The 18,758-nt window shown below is 66.4% G+C and carries 15 protein-coding genes; 8 read left to right on the top strand and 7 right to left on the bottom strand.

What is annotated here, in order from left to right; all coding sequences use genetic code 11:
• Positions 1–28: 28 nt before the first annotated feature.
• Positions 29–916, top strand: a complete 888-nt coding sequence (locus KRX52_RS14665; protein ID WP_217682467.1) for a branched-chain amino acid ABC transporter permease — start codon at positions 29–31, stop codon at positions 914–916.
• Positions 917–918: 2 nt separating this feature from the next.
• A complete protein-coding gene (locus KRX52_RS14660; protein WP_217682466.1) occupies positions 919–1,923 on the top strand; it encodes a branched-chain amino acid ABC transporter permease in 1,005 nt (334 codons plus the stop codon).
• A 65-nt stretch (positions 1,924–1,988) separates the two neighbouring features.
• Here the strand turns inward: KRX52_RS14660 and KRX52_RS14655 are convergent, their stop codons facing one another.
• The 6 genes from KRX52_RS14655 to KRX52_RS14630 all read right to left on the bottom strand — a co-directional run bounded on the left by KRX52_RS14655 (position 1,989) and on the right by KRX52_RS14630 (position 7,017).
• Positions 1,989–2,702 carry an ABC transporter ATP-binding protein gene (locus KRX52_RS14655; protein WP_217682465.1) on the bottom strand — a complete coding sequence of 238 codons (714 nt, stop codon included), beginning with the start codon at positions 2,700–2,702 and terminating at the stop codon, positions 1,989–1,991.
• The gene (locus KRX52_RS14650; RefSeq protein WP_217682464.1) at positions 2,695–3,915 is read right to left on the bottom strand and encodes an ABC transporter permease; all 1,221 of its coding nucleotides are present in this window, start codon (positions 3,913–3,915) and stop codon (positions 2,695–2,697) included. The genes KRX52_RS14655 and KRX52_RS14650 overlap by 8 nt, the downstream gene beginning before the upstream one ends.
• Before the next feature lie 4 nt (positions 3,916–3,919).
• Positions 3,920–5,065, bottom strand: a complete 1,146-nt coding sequence (locus KRX52_RS14645; RefSeq protein ID WP_217682686.1) for an efflux RND transporter periplasmic adaptor subunit — start codon at positions 5,063–5,065, stop codon at positions 3,920–3,922.
• Positions 5,066–5,283: 218 nt separating this feature from the next.
• A complete protein-coding gene (locus KRX52_RS14640) occupies positions 5,284–5,655 on the bottom strand; it encodes a histone-like nucleoid-structuring protein, MvaT/MvaU family (protein WP_217682463.1) in 372 nt (123 codons plus the stop codon).
• 196 nt (positions 5,656–5,851) lie between these two features.
• On the bottom strand, positions 5,852–6,532 hold the full coding sequence (locus KRX52_RS14635) for a UPF0149 family protein (protein ID WP_217682462.1): 681 nt from the start codon (positions 6,530–6,532) through the stop codon (positions 5,852–5,854).
• A gap of 137 nt (positions 6,533–6,669) precedes the next feature.
• On the bottom strand, positions 6,670–7,017 hold the full coding sequence (locus KRX52_RS14630) for a YajD family HNH nuclease (RefSeq protein ID WP_217682461.1): 348 nt from the start codon (positions 7,015–7,017) through the stop codon (positions 6,670–6,672).
• 249 nt (positions 7,018–7,266) lie between these two features.
• Here KRX52_RS14630 and KRX52_RS14625 point away from each other — a divergent pair, with 249 nt between their 5' ends.
• Entirely contained in the window at positions 7,267–10,584 is a 3,318-nt protein-coding gene (locus KRX52_RS14625) for a DUF3427 domain-containing protein (protein ID WP_217682460.1), read from the top strand.
• A 38-nt stretch (positions 10,585–10,622) separates the two neighbouring features.
• Positions 10,623–11,402, top strand: a complete 780-nt coding sequence (locus tag KRX52_RS14620; protein ID WP_217682459.1) for an HNH endonuclease — start codon at positions 10,623–10,625, stop codon at positions 11,400–11,402.
• Between the two features lie 2 nt (positions 11,403–11,404).
• Here the strand turns inward: KRX52_RS14620 and KRX52_RS14615 are convergent, their stop codons facing one another.
• Complete coding sequence (locus KRX52_RS14615) at positions 11,405–12,043, bottom strand: TetR family transcriptional regulator (protein ID WP_217682458.1); 639 nt, start codon at positions 12,041–12,043, stop codon at positions 11,405–11,407.
• Positions 12,044–12,311: 268 nt separating this feature from the next.
• Between KRX52_RS14615 and KRX52_RS14610 the strand changes: the two genes are divergently transcribed.
• From KRX52_RS14610 to KRX52_RS14595, 4 genes are all read left to right on the top strand, one after another.
• Positions 12,312–13,496 (top strand): efflux RND transporter periplasmic adaptor subunit, encoded by a 1,185-nt coding sequence (locus KRX52_RS14610; protein ID WP_217682457.1) that lies wholly within the window; start codon positions 12,312–12,314, stop codon positions 13,494–13,496.
• A 12-nt stretch (positions 13,497–13,508) separates the two neighbouring features.
• Positions 13,509–16,649, top strand: a complete 3,141-nt coding sequence (locus KRX52_RS14605; RefSeq protein WP_217682456.1) for an efflux RND transporter permease subunit — start codon at positions 13,509–13,511, stop codon at positions 16,647–16,649.
• Positions 16,646–18,040, top strand: coding sequence for an AdeC/AdeK/OprM family multidrug efflux complex outer membrane factor (gene adeC, locus KRX52_RS14600; protein WP_217682455.1), 1,395 nt, complete (start codon positions 16,646–16,648; stop codon positions 18,038–18,040). The genes KRX52_RS14605 and adeC overlap by 4 nt, the downstream gene beginning before the upstream one ends.
• 129 nt (positions 18,041–18,169) lie before the next feature.
• The coding region (locus KRX52_RS14595) for an IS110 family RNA-guided transposase (RefSeq protein WP_217682454.1) at positions 18,170–18,758 on the top strand (589 nt) is incomplete at its 3' end.

Genomic DNA, 18,758 nt, shown 5'->3' with positions numbered 1-18,758 from the left:
GTCGCGGACTTCCTCTGGGTGGTGACTCATGACTCTCCTGTTCGGTATTCCCCTGAGCGTGCTGCTCGGCCAGCTGCTGCTCGGCCTGATCAACGGCGCCTTCTACGCGCTGCTCAGCCTGGGCCTGGCGATCATCTTCGGCCTGTTGCGCATCATCAACTTCGCCCACGGCGCGCTGTACATGCTCGGCGCCTTCGCCGCGCTGCTCGGCCTCAACTACCTGGGCGTCAACTACTGGGCGGCGCTGCTGCTGTCGCCGCTGCTGGTCGGCGCCGTCGGCATGGCCGTCGAGCGCCATCTGCTGCGCCGCATCGCCGGCGAGGATCACCTCTACGGCCTGCTGCTGACCTTCGGCCTGGCGCTGATCGTCGAGGGCAGCTTCGTCAAGCTGTTCGGCGTGTCCGGCGCTTCCTACCCGCTGCCCGAGCTGCTCAAGGGCGGGGTCAACCTCGGCTTCATGTTCCTGCCCACCTACCGCGCCTGGGTGGTGGTGGCCGCGCTGGTGGTGTGCCTGATCACCTGGTACCTGATCGAGCGCACCCGCCTGGGCTCCTACCTGCGCGCCGGCACCGAGAACCCCAAACTGATGCAGGCCTTCGGCATCAACGTGCCGCTCTTGATCACCCTGACCTACGGCTACGGCGTGGCCCTGGCCGCATTCGCCGGCGTACTCGCCGCGCCGATCTACCCGGTCAGCCCGACCATGGGCGCCAACCTGCTGATCGTGGTGTTCGCCGTGGTGGTGATCGGCGGCATGGGCTCGATCATGGGCGCCATCGTCACCGGCCTGGCCATGGGCCTGATCGAGGGCATGACCAAGGTGTTCTATCCGCAGGCGGCCAGCACCGTGGTGTTCCTGGTGATGGTGATCGTCCTGTTGTTCCGTCCTGCGGGACTGTTCGGGAAGGAGGCATGACCATGTCGAGTCTGGAAAACATTCAAGTGGCGGCGGCCATGCACAGCGTCGAGCAGCAACGCCAGCGTGCCGCGCGCTGGCGCAAGCACGGCTTCTGCCTGGCACTGCTCGGCGTGGCGCTGGTCGCGCCGCTGGCGGTGTACCCGGTGTTCCTGATGAAGCTGCTGTGCTTCGCCCTGTTCGCCTGCGCCTTCAACCTGCTGCTCGGCTACGCCGGACTGCTGTCCTTCGGCCATGCCGCCTTCCTCGCCTGCGGCGGCTATGTCACCGGCTTCATGCTCAGCCACTACAGCGGGCTGTCCACCGAGCTGGGCATCCTCGCCGGCACCGCGGCGTCCGGGGTGCTCGGCCTGGGCTTCGGCCTGCTGGCGATCCGCCGCCAGGGCATCTACTTCGCGATGATCACCCTGGCGCTGGCCCAGCTGGTGTTCTTCCTGTTCGTCCAGGCGCCGTTCACCGGCGGCGAGAACGGCCTGCAGGGAGTGCCGCGCGGCCACCTGTTCGGCCTGATCGACCTGTCGAGCAACCTGGCGCTGTATTACTTCGTGCTGGCGGTGTTCGTGTTCGGCTTCGCGGTGATCCAGCGCACTATCCACTCGCCCTACGGCCAGGTACTCAAGGCGATCCGCGACAACGAGCCGCGAGCCATCTCGCTGGGCTACAACGTCGATGCCCACAAGCTGCTGGCCTTCGTCATCTCGGCGACCCTCACCGGCCTGGCCGGGGCGACCAAGACCGTGGTGTTCCAGCTGGCCTCGCTGACCGACGCGCACTGGCACATGTCCGGTGAGGTGATCCTGATGACCCTGCTCGGCGGCGTCGGCACCGTGCTTGGTCCGCTGGTCGGCGCCGGCGTGGTGGTGACCCTGCAGAGCTACCTGTCCAATGGCCCGCTGGGCGACTGGGTGCACGTGATCCTCGGCCTGATCTTCGTGCTCTGCGTGCTGCTGTTCCGCGCCGGCATCGTCGGCTGGCTGCACAAGCTGGTGCGGCGCAACTTCAAGTGAGCGAACGGCCGGCAAGGGCCAGGTGCGGCGATGGCCGCGGCGCCTTGCCGGCCGTCAGCGCCCGCTCAGGCGTTGGCCTGGTCGCTGACGATGCGCCCGTCGACCAGCTGCACGGTGCGCGCGCAGCTGGCCGCCAGGCGCGGGTCGTGGGTCACCACCAGCACCGCGCAGCCGAACTCGCGGTTGAAGCGGCGGAACAGCGCGAACACGCTTTCCGCCGTTTTGGTGTCGAGGTTGCCGGTCGGCTCGTCGGCCAGCAGCAGCGCTGGGCGGGTCACCAGCGCGCGGGCGATGGCCACGCGCTGCTGCTGGCCGCCGGAAATCTGGTTGGCCTTCTTATCGGCAAAGCCGCGCAGGTCGACCGCCTGCAGCAGCTCGAGCGCCAGCTCGACCTCGGCCGGGGTCGGCTTGCCGTGGCGGATCATCAGCGGCATCAGCACGTTGTCCAGCACGCTGAAGGCCGGAATCAGGTGGTGGAACTGGAACACGAAGCCGATCGCCTCGTTGCGCAGGCGGGTGCGCGCGGCGTCGTCCAGCGCGTGGGTCGGCCGGCCGAGCAGGTACAGCTCGCCGGCGCTGGGCGAGTCGAGCAGGCCAATGAGGTTGAGCAGGGTGCTCTTGCCCGAGCCGGACGGACCGATCAGCGCGGTCAGCTCTCCGCGGCCCAGGCGCAGGTCGATGTCGTGCAGCACCTGCTGCTCCAGCGGCGTGCCGGGGTTGTAGGTCTTGCCCAGGGCGGCCAGGCGCAGCACTTCCTCGTTGCGGATGAACTCAGACATAACGGATCGCCACTGCCGGATCGAGCCGCGCCGCGCGGCGCGCCGGCGCCGCGGCGGCCAGCACGCCGGTGACTGTGGCCACCGCCATCGCCAGCGGAATCAGCGTCGGGTCGACGGGAATGAAGAACAGCCCCGGGCCGAAGGTGTTGAACACCTGCACCAGTGACCAGCCGACCAGTCCGCCGAGGCCCGAGCCGGCCATGCCGAGCAGGCCGCCCTGGAGCAGGAACACGCGCAGGATCTGCCCGCGCGGGCTGCCCATGGCGCGCAGGATGCCGATCTCTCGGGTGCGCTGGACCACGCTCACCGCCAGCACGCTGGCGATGCCGAAGGCCACCGACAGGCCGACGAACAGGCGGATCATCTGCGTGGTCATGGTCTGCGAGCGCAGCGCGTTGAGCAGCTGGCCGTTGGTGGCCATCCAGCTTTCCGCCTGCAGGCCGGTGAGGCGGGCCAGGCGCGCGGCGATGGTTTCGGCCTGGAAGATCTCGCCCACCGTGGTTTCGATCACCGTCACCCCGCCCGGCAGGTCGAGCAGGGTCTGCACCTGCTTAAGGCTGAGGAACACGTAGCGCGCATCCAGTTCGCGCACTTCTTTCTCGAAGATGCCGGCCACGTCGACGATGGTCTCGCGCCCTTCGCCGGCGTCCAGGCGCAGCTTGTCGCCGACCTCGATGCCGAGGTCCTCGGCCAGCTCCTTGCCGATCACCGCATGGTCGGCGTCGACCAGGAAGCGTCCGGCGATCAGGTCCGGGGCGATGGGGATGATGCGCTGGTAGCGCTCGGGGTCGATGCCCAGCAGGTTCACCGAGGCGCGCGCCACGCCGCGGCGGGCAATCGCCGGGCCGCTGATCAGCGGCGACACGGCAAGCAGCTCGGCCTGCGTGTCCAGCACGTCGCGCACGTCCTGCCAGTTGAGGATCGAGCGCAGGCGCTGGGCGCGCGGGTTGGCCAGATCCAGCGCCAGCGCGCCGTCCGCCACCGGCAGCACGCGGTTGACCTCGTCCGGCGGCAGGATGCGGATGTGCGCCTGGGTGCCGAGGGTGCGCTCGATGACGTTGGCCTGCAGGCCGGTGATCAGCGCGGTGATGAAGACGATCACCGCCGAACCGACGCCGATGCCGACGATGATCAGCAGGGTCTGCATGCGGTTGTCGGCGAGAAAGCGCAGGGCGATCTTCCACTCGGTCCACAGCGAATCGACCAGGCGCATCGGCCTACTCCGCCACGCCGGCCGGCAGGGCCTGCAGCGCCAGGCGCACGCGCTGGCCGGCGCTGGCCGCGCCGGCGAGGACCTGATCGCCTTCAGCCAGGCCCTCGACCACTTCGCTCAGGCTGGTGCTGCGCAGGCCCAGCTTGACCGCCACCCGCTCGACCCGGCCGTCCCGCACGCGCAGGACCTCGGCGCGGTTGCCCTGCACGGCCTGCAGGGCGTCGTTGGCGATCACCAGGGCGCGTTCGCGGCGGGCCGTCTCGATGTTCACCGACACGGTCATGCCCTGGCGCAGGAAGTCGGCCGGCTCGGTGAGGTCGAGGTGCACGTCGAGGGTACCGCGCGCGGTATCCACGGCAGGGGCGAGGTAGCTGACGCGGGCGGCGAGCACGCGTTCGGGCCAGGCATCGGCGACCACCTGGGCGGCCTGGCCGAGGGCCAGCGGGGCGAGATTCTTCTCGTCCAGCGGCAGGAGGATCTCCTGGCTGCCGCTGCGGGCGATCTCCAGCAGGGTATCGCCGGGACGCACCAGGTCGCCCGGCTCGACCTTGCGGGTCTGCACGGTGCCCGCGACCTGGGCATGCAGCTTGGTCTTGTCCAGGGCCGTGCGGGCCTGGACCAGGCGCTGGCGCAGCTGCTGCTCGGCGCTGCCACCCTCGGCCAGCGCGCTGGCGTTGAGCCGCGCGCGGGCGCGGACGGCGCGCGCCACCGTTTCGCTGTGGCGGGCCTGGTCGCGGACTTCGGCGGCCAGCAGCTGGCGGTCGAACAGCGCCTCGCGGCGCTCGCGCTCGCGGGTGGCGCGGGCCAGCAGGCTTTCGCTCTCGCGCAGGGTCGCGTTGGCCTGCGGGCGCTCGGATTCGATCAGCTGGCGCAGCGCCGCCTCGGCCTCGCGCAGCTTGGCCTGCTGCTCGGCGTCGTCGAGCTCCAGCAGCAGGTCGCCCGGCTTCACCGCATCGCCTTCGCGCACATGGCGGGCCTTGATCACCCCGGTCAGCTCGCTGCCGATGCGCGCCAGCGACTGGCTGCTGACCTCGCCGCTGGCCACCACCCGCTGCACCAGTGGCCGTGCCTCGACCCGATAGCCGGGCAGCAGGGGGCCTTGCCAGTGGCGCCAGGCGAGGAACGCCAGCAGCACGAGCGGCAGGAACATCAGCAGGAGGGCAGGGTGGCGGCGGAGGGCGGCAGGCGACACGGATCACTCCCTGACAGAACCGGTATGGATGGCCGGCAGTGTGCGAGAAAATCGGTCGGCCGGCTACAGGCGGGGGAGTCGCAGGGGCGGGGATGAGCGTGCCACGTTCTGGCGCGAGCCACGCGGCATTGGCCGCTCCCATAGAGGAATATGGGAGCGATCAGGGCAGGCGGACGTCAGTCCTTCTGCAGCCAGCTGGCGACGAACTTCTCGCCGTGTTCGGCCTTCCAGGCCTTGAGGGTCTTGTTGTTGCCGCTCTTGGTTTCCAGCACTTCGCCGGTGATCGGATTCTTCCAGATCTGGATCTTGCGAACGCGACGACCGCTGTCCTGTGCCAGGAGATCCAGCTCCGCGATATGCAGGGGCTGCGGCTGCAGAATGTCGACGATATTCTGCAGTTTGAAACCGTATTCCTGCAGCAATTCCTTGAGCTTGTCTTCGAACTCCATTTCGCGCTTCAGTTCGGTGTCGTGCTTGAGCGATTCCAGTCGCGCCAGTTGGTCCCTGAGGGCTTGTTCGGCCTTGCGAAATTCCAGCAGTTTGGACATCAAGTGTCTCCAGGATGTAGATAAAGGGTCTGCAATAAGAAAGTCCGCATGAGCGAAAACCGTGCAATCCCTGCATCCTATTATTTTTCGCTGCGGATAAGCGTGTGCTTTTTATCGGGGCTGCTGCCCACCGTCAATAGTTCAAATAGTAGTGGAATTGACGGCGGGCAGCGGGGTGGAGCGTTTCAGTGGCGCTTTAGTGCAGGCAGCATTGCTTGAACTTCTTGCCGCTGCCGCACGGGCACGGATCGTTGCGGCCAGTCTTCGGAGCCTTGGGCTTCTCCGCCTCGGCCAGCCAGAAATCGCGCACGGCAAACACCAGGTCCGGCAGGTTGTCGCTCATCTCGGCGATATCTTCATCGGATACTTCCTCGCCGTCTTCCAGCGAGTAGGCGCCGCTCAGCAGCATGAACGGCAGCAGCAGTTCCGGCTGCTGGTCGCGCAGGGCCTGCCAGTCGTTGTTGCGCAGCTCCACGCCGCGCATGTAGCCGTAGCACCACTCGTCGACCAGTACATCGTCTTCGTCTTCGCCGATCTCGAAGATCGGTGCGAAGCTGTCCGGATCCTCGAACAGGCTGTTGGCCAGAGCATTCATGTGGCGCATCAGCAGGTCGGTGAGTTTCTGCAACTCGGCTTCCGATTCGAACTTCGGCAGCTTGCCGCGCCACAGCGCCGGCAACCATTCCGACGGCGAAATAGGATTGAGGCCGGTCAGCACGGCGGTGAGGAAACCGTCCAGCTCGGAGATGCTGAATATGCAATCCACCTCCTCGCCTTCCTTGCCATGTTCCTGCTCGGCCTTTTCCGAGTAGCTGAACAGCAGCTCGTTCAGTTCGTCGATTTCGGCTTCGTCGAGGGGCTTTTCGTGTTCTTGCATGGGAATTTTCCTGGTCATTCTGGTTGGCGCGCATGTTAGCAGGAGCGCCGCCGGCCCAGCGGGAAATCCAGCCGGGTGGCGAGGGGGTTCGGTGCCACGGGGCGACCGCGGCCGGGGGGCGGCGGTGGCTCGACGAGTTACTTCTTTTCGTCGATCAGCGACTTCAGATTGGCGAACGGATTGTGCTTCACCTGCGGCGATTTTTCGCCGGGAATCACCGCGCTGCCGTTTTCGCCGTTGTAGATCGAATACTTGGAATGCTCGTGGTCGTGGCAGTACAGGCACAACAACTCCCAGTTGCTGCCATCGGCCGGATTGTTGTCGTGATTGTGGTCGATATGGTGGACCGTCAGCTGGCTCAGGTTGGAATAGGCGAATTCCCGCGCGCAGCGTCCGCAAACCCACGGATACATCTTCAGGGCCTTGTCCCGGTACCCCGATTCGCGCTGCCTGTAGCTGGCAGTGCTGCCTGTTCTGTCCGACATGCTAGTGCTCACATTTTCCTGGATTGAACGAGGTGGTGCAGCTGGGCACCACCGCTTGCTGCGAGTGTTGGCCATGTGCGCCGGGCAGGCAAGAGGGACGCGCCGGGCTGCAGCTGTGGATGGCTTCCAGGTTGGCCGTCGGCATCCGTTGCATCGCGGCGCAGAGGGAGCGGGTGGCGGGGATCTAGGCGCTGGCGGAGTGATAGCATGGCCGCTCGATGGGAGAGCGGCAGGGCAAGGACGTGATGCGTGAACGATAAGTGGGACCCTTCCGAGCACGGCAGCGTCAGCGCCGTCAGCGCGCCGGCACGCTTGGTCACCGGCGGCGAAGCCGATCATTTCCTGCCGCACCTGTGCGCGGCGATCAACGCCGCCAGCGAAATCGACATGGCGGTGGCCTTCGTCAAAAGCACCGGCCTGCGCCTGTTGTTGCCGGACTTGCTGGGCGCGCTGACGCGCAGCGACGAGGCCGCGGCGGCAGGGGAAGCGGCGCGGCTGCGCATCATCACCAGCGATTATCTCGACATCACCGATCCAGACGCGCTGCGCCGCTTGATGCTGCTGCAAGAGCAGGGCGCCGAGGTGCGCGTCTATGAAAGCGCCGGCAGCAGCTTCCATATCAAGGCTTACCTGTTCGCCGCTACGGATGGGCAAGGCCAACTGCGTGGCCAGGCCTTTATCGGCTCCAGCAATATCAGCCGCCAGGCGCTGCAGGATGGCCTGGAGTGGAACTACCGCATCGACTATCCGGGCGATGCGGGTTTTCTCGAGGCGCGCCGGCGTTTCGACGAGTTGTTCGCCCACCCGCGGGCCAGGCCGCTGTCCGATGCCTGGATCGACGCCTACGAAGCCCGGCGCATCCCGCCGCCGCGGGCGATTGCGTCGGGGAGTCAGGAGCAGGAGCCACCACCACAGCCGAGCGCCATCCAGGTCGAGGCGCTGCAGGCCCTGCTGGATAGTCGCGCCGAGGGCTACCGCCGCGGCCTGGTGGTGCTTGCCACCGGCCTGGGCAAGACCTGGCTGGCCGCCTTCGATGCCGAGCAGTTCGGCGCGCGGCGGGTGCTGTTTGTCGCCCATCGCGAGGAGATCCTCAATCAGGCGGCGGAAACCTTCTTGCGCATTCGGCCGACTGCGCGGGTTGGTTTCTATCGGGGTCAGCAGCGCGATAGCCAGGTGGATGTGCTCTGCGCTTCGGTGCAGACCCTGGGGCGCGTCGCCCATCTCGAGCGCTTCGCACCGCAGCACTTCGATTACGTGGTGATCGACGAATTCCACCATGCCGCCGCGCCGACCTATCACCGCCTGCTCAACCACTTTGCGCCGAGCTTCCTGCTCGGCCTGACCGCCACGCCGGATCGCACCGACCAGTCGGATATTCTTTCCCTGTGCGACGACAACCTGGTGTTCACCCGCGACTTGTTCGCCGGCATCCACAGCCAGTTGCTCGCGCCGTTCCACTATTACGGGGTGTTCGACGACAGCGTGGATTACGCGGAAATCCCCTGGCGCAACGGCCGTTTCGACCCCTCGCAACTGAGCAGCAAATTGGCGACCCTGAGTCGTGCCCGGCACGCCTTGAAAACCTGGCGCAGCCACGCACAGAGCAAGACGCTGGCGTTCTGCGTGTCGATTCGTCATGCCGAGTTCATGGCCGAGTATTTCCAGCAGCAGGGGGTACGGGCCGCGGCGGTATATGCCACCTCCCCGTTGTCGCGTGGCGAAGCATTGGAGCAATTGGCTGACGGTCGGCTACAAACGATCTTCTCGGTGGACCTGTTCAACGAAGGCGTCGATCTGCCGGCCATAGATACGGTGATGATGCTGCGTCCGACCGAATCGAAAATCCTCTTTTTGCAGCAATTGGGTCGTGGTCTGCGCAAAGCTCAGGGTAAAGAGCAGTTGGTGGTGCTCGACTTTATCGGTAATCACCAGAGCTTCCTGCACAAGCCGCAGGCGCTGATGGGCCGCAGCATGAACCATCGGCAATTGGCCGACTATGCGCGTGCGGCCGAAGATCATCGCCTGGAATTGCCGGACGGCTGTTTCATCAATTACGACCTGCAACTGATCGAATTCCTCAAGGCCCTGGATGGCGAGGGCGTGCAGAAGGATTACCAGGCGCTGCGTGAAGGCCTGGGACGGCGGCCGAGCCTTAGCGAGTTCTATCGCTTCGGCGCCAGCCTGCGCGAGATGCGCCAGCAGTTCGGTTCCTGGTTCGCGCTGGTCGAGGCGATGGGCGATCTGACTGCAAGCGAATGCGAGGTGCTGAGCGCCCAGCAGGAGCTGCTGGCGGAAGTCGAGGTGCGCAAAGTCGCCGGCAGCCTCGAGATCCTCTTGCTGGAGGCTTTTCAGGAGCTGGACGGCTGGCGCGTGGCGCCGCCGCTGAGCGCCTTAGCCGCGCGCGGTTGGCAGACGCTGCAGCGCCGCCGCGGGTTGCTGGCCGATCTGCCGGCAGCGTTGCGTCAGGGAAATAGCGGTGTGGATGCGCCGTGGCAACGTCACTGGCTGGACCATCCCGTCGCCGCCTGGACGGGCGCTCAGCGCAAACCCGGTGAGCAGGTGTTTTTTCGTATCGACGGCGAAGCGATGTGCCCCACGCGGGCGGTTGCCGAGGCGCACCGCGAGACATTTGCCGAGTGGCTGCAGGAGTTGGTGGACTACCGGCTGGCAGCCTACGTGGTGTCTGAGAAAGCTGGGCATCCGCCCGTCCCGATCGAGCGCCCTGGCACCGAACTGCCGTTCTTCCCCAACCTGAAAATCGCTTGCGGCCACTTCAAGACCGGCACGGCCGATTGCGAGGAGTACCGATTTCTCGGCGAAGGCCACGGCCGCCTCGATCCGGCCCGCCACTTCATCGCCCGCGCCTCGGGCAACTCGATGAATGGTGGCAAAAATCCCATCCACGATGGCGACTATCTGTTGCTGGAGCAGATTAACCCGAGCAGCGCGGGCTCCATCACCGGCTCGATCATGGCCATCGAGCGCCAGGACGGTGCCGGCGACAACCAATACCTGCTACGGGTCATCCTCAAGGAGCGCGATGGCAGCTATGTGCTGCGCGCCAACAACCCCGACTACGCCGATATGCCGGTGACCGAGGAGTTGCGCGAGCAACTGCGCACCTTTGCCCGCCTCAGGGCAGTGCTCGATCCGCTGGAAATGGCGGTGGGCCAGCGGCTGATGCGCGAGGAGATTCCGCCGCTGTTCGGCGTGGAGTTCAATACCGGTAGTTGGAATGTCGGGCATGTGTTTCTGCGCGAGGCTAAAGCCCACGTATTGCTGGTGACTTTGAACAAGCAGGGCAAGACCGAAGAGCACCGATATCTGGATCACTGGATCGACGAGCGCACCTTTCACTGGCAAAGCCAGAATGCAACGACGCCGGAAAGCAAGCGTGGCCGGGAAATCATCGAGCATGAAAAGCTCGGGCTGAGTATTCACCTGTTCATTCGCGAGGATGGAAAGCAGAAAGGGAAGGCTGTGCCCTTCATCTATCACGGCCCGGTGCGCTACCGCAGCCATAGCGGAAGTGCGCCGATGAGCGTGGTATTCGAATTGCTCAACTGAACTATGTAAGTCGTCGCAATCAGCAGGGAGGCGGCAGTATGCGCAAGGATTTATGGCCGGCAGATCACGTCAAGCTGGCGCTGCATTTGTATTGCCAGCTGCCCTTCGGCCGCCTGGATCAGCGAACTTCGCAAGTGATCGAGCTGGCCGGGCTGATTGGTCGCTCACCGGGGGCGGTGGCGTACAAGCTGAGCAATTTGGCCAGCCTCGATCCGGTGATTACCGCCAGCGGGCGCAAGGGGCTGACTGGGGCTTCCAACCTGGATAAAGCCATCTGGGCGCAGTTCCATTCCGACTGGGAAGGGCTGGCGCTGGAGTGCGCCGGCCTGCTCGCCGCCTTGCGCCGCGAACACAGCATGCCGGCTGACGACCTGGATGAGGCCGGCGACGGGCTGGCGCTGGATGATTTCACCGGCGCCACCCGCCAGGTGCTGGTCGAGCAGCGCATCAAGCAGCAGTTCTTCCGCCGCGCGGTGCTCAGCAGCTATCGCGGCCGCTGCTGCATGTCGGGGCTGGCCGAGCCGCGCTTGTTGCTGGCCAGCCATATCGTGCCCTGGCGTGCGGACCAGGCCAATCGCCTGAACCCGGCCAATGGCCTGTGCCTGTCGGCCTTGCACGACCGGGCGTTCGATCAGGGGCTGATGACCCTTGAGGACGACTTTACCATCACGCTCGCCGAACAATTGCGCCAGCGCGACGAGCCCTTCGTCCGCGAGGTGCTCTGGCCGCTGGCCGGCCGGCAGATCGAGCTACCCGAGCGCTTCATGCCCAGCGTCGAGTTCCTCGCCTGGCATCGGCAGCAGGTATTTGTCGGCTGAACCTATGGCTTATGCCGCAACGCCGGGCTGTATCTGAGCATGTCGAGCAGGGCATCCACCAGGGCTTCGGCCTCGCGCTCGAGGGGGTAGCTGTCGGGGCGCAGCAGCCAGTTGTCGATCAGGCCGTGGATGTAGGCATGCATGGCGATGGCGGCGCGGCGCAGGTCGAGGTCGGCAGGCAGCTGGCCGCGCTGCACGGCGTTGCGCAGGGACAGAGCGATGTCCTGGTCGATCTCGTCGCCGGTGGCCTGCAGGTGCTGGCGCAGGTCGGCCTGTTCGCCGGCCAGTTCGCACTTGTGGTGAAGGATTTCGCTGACCCGGCGCTGCTGCGGATCGTCCACCACCTTGCGCAGGAAATGGCTGAGGATGCTGCGCATCTGGCTCAGCGGGTCAGCTTCCTCGGGGTTGCGGGCCGCGGCGCAGACGACCTTGTTGGCGTCATGCTGGCGGATGAACATGGCATGGAAAATGTCGGTCTTGCTGGTGAAGTGCCAGTACAGGGCGCCGCGCGAAACGCCGGCATCGACGGCGATGTCGGCCATGGTGGTGTGGGCCACGCCCTTGGCGGCGAACACGCGCTCGGCGCTGTCGAGGATCTGCTGGCGGGTGATTTCGGCTTCTTCTTTTGTTCTGCGGGCCATCGGGGTTCTCTGAGCCGGTCGTGGCAGGTTCGTCGCTGGCATCCGGACGTGCGTGCACCGGCAGGATGAGGCTGGCGGTGCGAGCGGTGTCGGTGGCGGCAGGGTTGGCCGGGTACATTCGGTCCGTGATTTGTTGTGTTACCCGAAAGTTGTAATATTCGCGATCTTACAAACAGTCGCGAATGTAAGTATATTGGGCAGCATCGGAGATTTCATCTCCCCCATACTTCTTCTCTTGCCCGTGCACACGAAACTTCGAGGCTTTCCGATGAATAGCGTATCCACACGCGCGACGCTGGGCACGGCTGCCCTGCTGTCGCTTCTGCTGTTGGCTGGTTGCCAGAAAGAGGCGGCCGCTCCGCAGGCCCGCCCGGCCCCCGCGGTAGGCGTGGTGACCCTCGAGGCGCAGCCGTTCACCCTGACCACCGAGGTGCCCGGGCGCACCGCCGCGTACCGGGTGGCCGAAGTGCGGCCGCAGGTCGATGGCATTGTGCACAAGCGCCTGTTCAAGGAAGGCAGCGAGGTCAAGGCCGGGCAGCAGCTGTACCAGATCGATCCGGCGACCTATGAGGCGACGCTGAAGAGTGCCGAGGCCAGCGTGCTGTCGAGCCGCTCGCTGGCCGAGCGCTACAAGGTGCTGGTGGCCGATCAGGCGGTCAGTCGCCAGCAGTACGACGAGGCGCGGGCCGCCCAGCTGCAGGCCGAGGCGGCGCTGGAAAAGGCGCGCATCGATGTGCGTTACACCAAGGTGCTGGCGCCGATCGGCGGGCGCATCGGCCGCTCGGCCGTCACCGAAGGTGCGCTGGTGAGCAACGGGCAGAGCACGGCGCTGGCGGAAATCCAGCAGCTCGACCCGATCTACGTCGACGTGACCCAGCCGGCCAGCGAGCTGCTGCGCCTGCGCCGCGAGTTGGCCAGCGGGCAGCTGGAAAAGGTCGGCGCCAATGCGGCCAAGGTAAGTCTGACCCTGCCGGACGGCAGCGCCTATGCCCATGACGGTCGTCTGGAGTTCTCCGAGGTGTCGGTGGACCAGGGCACCGGTTCGGTGACGCTGCGCGCGGTATTCCCCAACCCCGAGCAGGTGCTGCTGCCGGGCATGTTCGTCCGCGCGCAGTTGCAGGCGGGCAGCAAGAGCGCGGCGATCCTCGCGCCGCAGCAGGGGGTGACGCGCAATGCCAAGGGTGAGGCCACGGCGATGGTGGTCAATGCCGAGAACAAGGTCGAGGTGCGCATTCTCAAGGCCGAGCGTACCGCCGGCAGTGCCTGGCTGGTCAGCGAGGGGCTCAAGGCCGGCGACCGTCTGATCACCGAGGGCCTGCAGTTCGTCAAGCCGGGTGTCGAGGTGCAGGTGCAGCCGGCGAACAACGTGCCGGCGCTGGGCGCACCGGCCAAGGCCGCGGAGCAGAAGCCGGCCGGCGCTCAGGTCGGGCAGCCGCCCGTGCAGGGCCGTTAAGGGGATTCGCTGATGTCTAGATTCTTTATCGATCGGCCGATCTTCGCCTGGGTGATCGCCCTGGTGATCATGCTGGCCGGGGGGCTGTCGATCCTCAAGCTGCCGATCAACCAGTACCCGAGCATCGCTCCGCCGGCGGTGGGCATTCAGGTCATCTACCCGGGTGCTTCGGCGCAGACGGTGCAGGACACCGTGGTGCAGGTGATCGAGCAGCAGCTCAACGGGATAGACGGGCTGCGCTACATCTCCTCGGAGAGCAACTCCGACGGCAGCATGACCATCACGGCGACCTTCAACCAGGGCACCAACCCGGATATTGCCCAGGTGCAGGTGCAGAACAAGCTGCAGCTGGCCACGCCGCTGTTGCCGCAGGAGGTCCAGCAGCAGGGCATCCGGGTGACCAAGGCGGTGAAGAACTTCCTGATGGTGGTCGCCCTGGTGTCGGAAGACGGCAGCCTGAGCCGCAATGATCTGAGCGACTACATCGTCGCCAACATCCAGGACCCGCTGTCGCGGACCAAGGGGGTGGGTGACTTCCAGGTGTTCGGTGCGCAGTACTCGATGCGCATCTGGCTGGATCCGGCCAAGCTGAACAATTTCCAGCTGACCCCGGTGGATGTGAAGAGCGCGATCCAGGCGCAGAACGTGCAGATTTCCTCCGGTCAGCTCGGCGGCCTGCCGGCGGTGGCCGGGCAGCAGCTCAACGCCACCATCATCGGCAAGACCCGCCTGCAGACCACCGAGCAGTTCCAAAAAATCCTCATCAAGGTCAACGCCGACGGCTCGCAGGTGCGTCTGGGCGACGTCGCCCGCGTCGAGCTGGGCGGCGAGAACTACAGCATCAGCTCCGAGTACAACGGCAAGCCGGCCTCGGGGATCGCGATCAAGCTGGCCACCGGGGCCAACGCGCTGGAAACCGCCGCGGCGATACGCGCGACCCTCGGCGAGCTGCAGAAGTTTTTCCCGCCGGGCGTCAAGCTCGAGGTGCCCTACGACACCACGCCGGTGATCTCGGCGTCGATCATGGGTGTGGTGCAGACCCTGGCCGAAGCCATCGTGCTGGTGTTCCTGGTGATGTACCTGTTCCTGCAGAACTTCCGCGCCACGCTGATCCCGACCCTGGCGGTGCCGGTGGTGCTGCTCGGCACCTTCGGCGTGCTGGCGGCGTTCGGCTTCAGCATCAACACCCTGACCATGTTCGCCATGGTGCTGGCCATCGGCCTGCTGGTGGACGACGCCATCGTGGTGGTGGAAAACGTCGAGCGGGTGATGAGCGAGGAGGGGCTGTCGCCGCTGGAGGCGACGCGCAAGTCCATGGACCAGATCCAGGGCGCGCTGATCGGCATCGCCCTGGTGCTGTCGGCGGTTTTCGTGCCGATGGCGTTCTTCGGCGGCTCCACCGGGGTGATCTACAAGCAGTTCTCCATCACCATCGTCTCGGCCATGGCGCTGTCGGTGCTGGTGGCGCTGATCTTCACCCCGGCGCTGTGCGCGACCATGCTCAAGCCCCTCGCCAAGGGCGAGCATCACGTCAAGCGCGGCTTCTTCGGCTGGTTCAACCGCAACTTCGAGCGCGGCGTGCAGGGCTACGAGCGCGGGGTGAAAGCGGTGCTCAAGCGCAAGGCGCCCTATCTGCTGGTGTACGTGGCCATCGTGGTCGGCATGGGCCTGCTGTTCACCCGCATCCCCACCGCCTTCCTGCCGGAAGAGGACCAGGGCGTGCTGTTCGCCCAGGTACAGACGCCGGCCGGCTCCACTGCCGAGCGCACCTACCAGGCGGTCAGTCAGATGCGCGACTACCTGCTGACCGAGGAGAAGGACACGGTCCGCTCGGTATTCGCCATCACCGGCTTCAACTTCGCCGGCCGCGGCCAGAGTTCGGGCATGGCCTTCATCGGCCTCAAGCCATGGGCCGAGCGCGGCGCGCCGGGGCAGGGCATCTTCGAGCTGGCCAAGCGCGCGCAGATGCGCTTCTTCGGCTTCCGCGACGCCATGGTGTTCGCCTTCGCCCCGCCGGCGGTGATGGAGCTGGGCAACGCCAACGGCTTCGACGTGTTCCTTCAGGACCGTGCCGGTCTCGGCCATCTGGCCCTGACCCAGGCGCGCGACCAGTTCCTCGGGCTGGCGGCGAAGAATCCCAAGTTGGCCGGGGTGCGTCCCAACGGCCTGCGCGACGAGCCGCAGTTCCAGCTGCTGATCGACGACGAGAAGGCCCGCGTCCAGGGCGTGTCGCTGGCCGAGATCAACCAGTCCCTGTCGATTGCCTGGGGCGGCAACTACGTCAACGACTTCATCGACCGCGGTCGGGTGAAGAAGGTGTTCATGCAGGGCCAGCCCGATGCGCGGATGAACCCGGAGGACCTGAACAAGTGGTTCGTGCGCAACGACCGGGGCCAGATGGTGCCGTTCAGCGCCTTCGCCAGCGGCAAGTGGACCTACGGTCCGCCCAAGCTGTCGCGCTACAACGGCGTGCCCGCGCTCGAGATCCTCGGCGCCGCCGCGCCGGGCTACAGCTCGGGCGAGGCGATGGCCGAGGTCGAGAAGATCGCCGCCGAGTTGCCGCCGGGCATCGGCCTGTCCTGGACCGGCCTGTCCTACGAGGAGCGCCTGTCCGGTTCCCAGGCGCCGGCACTGTACGCGCTGTCGCTGCTGGTGGTGTTCCTCTGCCTGGCGGCGCTGTACGAGAGCTGGTCGATCCCGCTCTCGGTGATGCTGGTGGTGCCGCTCGGCGTGGTCGGTGCGCTGCTGGCCACCTATGGCCGCGGCCTGTCCAACGACGTGTACTTCCAGGTCGGCCTGCTGACCACCGTCGGCCTGGCGGCGAAGAACGCCATCCTCATCGTCGAGTTCGCCAAGGAGCTGCACGAGCAGGGCATGAGCCTGCTGGACGCGGCGATCGAGGCCAGCCGCATGCGTCTGCGCCCGATCATCATGACCTCGCTGGCCTTCATCCTCGGCGTGCTGCCGCTGGCGATTTCCAGCGGTGCCGGCTCGGGCAGCCAGCACGCCATCGGCACCGGGGTGATCGGCGGCATGCTGACCGCCACCGTGCTGGCGGTGTTCTGGGTGCCGCTGTTCTATGTGCTGGTCTGCTCGGGTGGCGAGCGCAAACGCAAACCGGCGGTGCAGGCCGAGAAGGAGTCCGCGCAGTGAACAAGTCGATCCTGACCCTGAGCATGGCCCTGGCGCTGGGTGGCTGTTCGCTGATTCCCGACTACCAGCGCCCCGCCGCGCCGGTGGCCGTGGCATGGCCGCAGGGCGCGGCCTACAACGAGGTCGGCACGGCCGGGGCCGTGCTGCCCGAGTGGCGCAACTACTTCCGCGATCCGGCACTGCAGCGGCTGATCGCGACGGCGCTGGACAACAACCGCGACCTGCGCGTGGCGGCGCTGAACGTCGAGGCCTACCAGGCGCTGTACCGCATCCAGCGCGCCGAGCTGTTCCCGCAGGTCGATGCCCGCGGCAGCGGCACCCGCCAGCGTCTGCCGGCCGATCTGACGCGCACCGGCCAGGCCGAGACCAACGGCGAGTACGGCGCCACCCTTGGCGTCACCGACTGGGAGCTGGACCTGTTCGGCCGCCTGCGCAGCCTGAGCCAGGCGGCGTTGGAGCAGTACTTCGCCACCGAGCAGGCGCGCCGTGGTACGCAGATCAGTTTGGTAGCCAGCGTGGCCAACGCCTGGCTGACCCTGCAGGCCGACGCGGCGCAGCTCAAGCTCAGTCAGGAGACCCTGCAGACCTACGAGCAGAGCTACAAGCTGACCCGGCGCAGCTTCGACGTCGGCGTGGCTTCGGCGCTGGAGCTGCAGCAGTCGCGCACCGCGGTGGAGGGCGCGCGGGTCAGCGTCGCCCAGTACACCCGCTTGGTCGCCCAGGACGGCAACGCCCTGCAGCTGCTGCTCGGCAGTGGCATGCCGGCCGACCTGCCGGCCGCGCAGGCGCTGGATCAGCCGCTGCTCGCCGAGCTGCCGGTGGGGCTGCCTTCCGAGCTGCTGCAGCGCCGCCCGGACATCCTCCAGGCCGAGCACGCGCTGAAGGCGGCCAACGCCGACATCGGTGCGGCGCGGGCGGCCTTCTTCCCCAGCATCAGCCTGACCGCTAGGGGCGGCACCACCAGCAGCCAGTTGTCCGGCCTGTTCGATGGCGGCAGCGGCACCTGGCTGTTCCAGCCGCAGATCAACCTGCCGATCTTCACCGCCGGCCGCCTCAAGGCCAATCTCGACTACAGCCGGCTGCAGAAGGAGGTCCAGGTGGCGCAGTACGAGCGGGCCATCCAGGTCGCCTTCAGCGAAGTCGCCGACGGTCTGGCGGCGCGCGGCACCTACCAGCAGCAGCTGCAGGCGCAGCGCGATCTGGTCGAGGCCAGCGCCGAGTACTACCGCCTGGCCGAGACCCGCTACCGCACCGGCGTCGACAGCCAGCTGACCCTGCTCGACGCCCAGCGCCAGCTGTTCGTCAGCCGCCAGCGGCTGATCGACACCCGCCTGGCCCAGTTGGGCAGCGAGATCGGTCTGTTCAAGGCGCTCGGCGGCGGGGTGGAGTAGGGCGAGACTCACCCTGCGACAAGGTCCGGGCGTAGGGTAGGGCAATGAAATGGACTCCCTCCTCCTAACGGCGTCAATGCGCCAGACTGAAGTTGCTGAAAACAGCAGTCACCGGAGGAGGGAGTCACCATGAAACTTAAGCGAATCGGCATCGATTTGGCAAAGCAGGTGTTCCAGGTTCACGGCGTTGACAACCACGAGCAGGTGATCTGCCGCAAACAACTCAAGCGCGCACAGATGCTCGACTTCTTCCGCCAGCTCGAGCCTTGTCTGATTGCCATGGAGGCCTGCGGTAGCGCGCACTACTGGGCACGCGAGCTGCGCGTGCTGGGGCACGAAGTGCGGCTGATAGCCCCGCAGTTCGTCAAACCCTACGTCAAGAGTGGCAAGAACGATGCCAACGACGCAGAGGCGATCTGCGAGGCAGCCAGCCGCCCGAACATGCGCTACGTCGAGGTGAAGAGTGCCGAGCAGCAGGCCAACCAGGCCCTGCACCGGATCAGGAGCCGGTTGATTCGCGCGCGCACCGCGCTGGTCAACGAGATCCGTGGCCTGCTGGGCGAGTTCGGTCTGGTCGAACCGTGCCTGGGTGTCGCGGCAACCCGCCGACTGATCCAGACGGTGCTGGCGGATGCGGGGAACGGCCTGCCGGGGCGGATGCGAGAGTTGCTCGCCGAGCTGCACGACGAACTGGTCGAACACGATGCCCGCCTGGATC

The organism is Geopseudomonas aromaticivorans (assembly GCF_019097855.1).
GTDB classification, from domain to species: Bacteria; Pseudomonadota; Gammaproteobacteria; order Pseudomonadales; family Pseudomonadaceae; genus Geopseudomonas; species Geopseudomonas aromaticivorans.
This window is presented reverse-complemented; position numbering and strand designations above follow the sequence as displayed.